This window comes from Caballeronia calidae (assembly GCF_900044055.2).
Lineage (GTDB): Bacteria > Pseudomonadota > Gammaproteobacteria > Burkholderiales > Burkholderiaceae > Caballeronia > Caballeronia calidae.
This window is the reverse complement of record NZ_FCOX02000318.1, coordinates 1-835: the sequence shown is the minus strand read 5'-3', so window position 1 is coordinate 835 and position 835 is coordinate 1. Positions and strand designations below refer to the sequence as shown.

The window sequence follows — 835 nt, the reverse complement described above, 5'->3', positions numbered from 1 at the left end:
CCCAAAGACAAGGTGCTGGGCGACTCGGAAAGCACGTCGGTGCACATCAATTCCGTCATTGTCGACACCAGGCATCGCGTCGCAACCGTCCGCTATACGACGACGAAGCGCTATCGGGATCGCCCCAACGCCGAGCCGCCGCAATATTGGATCGCGACGCTGGCCTTCGACTACGTGCGTCGCCCGATGACCGCGGCTGAGCGATTCATCAATCCGGCTGGCTTCCAGGTCACCAGTTTCAGGCCGAACCCCGAGAGTCCGGCGAACGTGGGCAAGGTGGGAGGCTGAAGATGAGGCGCGTCGGATCCCTGTCATTCGTCGGTCTTACCGCACTGGTGGCGGCTGTGGTGTTCGCCTCATCGCCGGCAATGGCCGTGTCGCCGAAGAAGAATTCACCTTACGACTATCGCATCAAGTCAGTGGTCTATAACGAGCTCGACACGGTCGAACTGAATGCCGTGCTCGGCATCCAGATTCATATCACGGTGGGCAAAGATGAAAAGTACGTGACGCACGCCTTCGGCGACACCAAGGCGTGGCAGTTCACACATAGCGGCAACAACTTCTTCATCCGTCCGACCGCCGATCTGAGCGATACCAATCTGACAATCGTGACCGACAAGCACACGTACAACATCCTGCTCCACTTTATCGGCCACTACATGAAGCCGGGCGCAGACGGTCAGCCCGCGCGGGCCTTCATCAACAACCCGTGGTCGATGAAACAGGCAACGATCGAGCTGAATTACCAGTACCCGAGTGAGGAAGCGACCAAGGCCAAAGCCGAGATCGCCCGAGCGAAACTGAGAGGGGCGATGGCTCGGACGGACCCCCA

Annotated in this window: 2 protein-coding genes; both read left to right on the top strand. The window is 59.3% G+C overall.

The features are described 5' to 3' along the window. Positions 1–288: VirB8 family type IV secretion system protein (locus tag AWB78_RS42845; RefSeq protein WP_198399518.1), on the top strand; the 288-nt coding region annotated here is incomplete at its 5' end. A gap of 2 nt (positions 289–290) precedes the next feature. Continuing rightward, on the top strand, positions 291–835 hold a 545-nt coding region (locus AWB78_RS42840), incomplete at its 3' end, for a TrbG/VirB9 family P-type conjugative transfer protein (protein WP_198399517.1).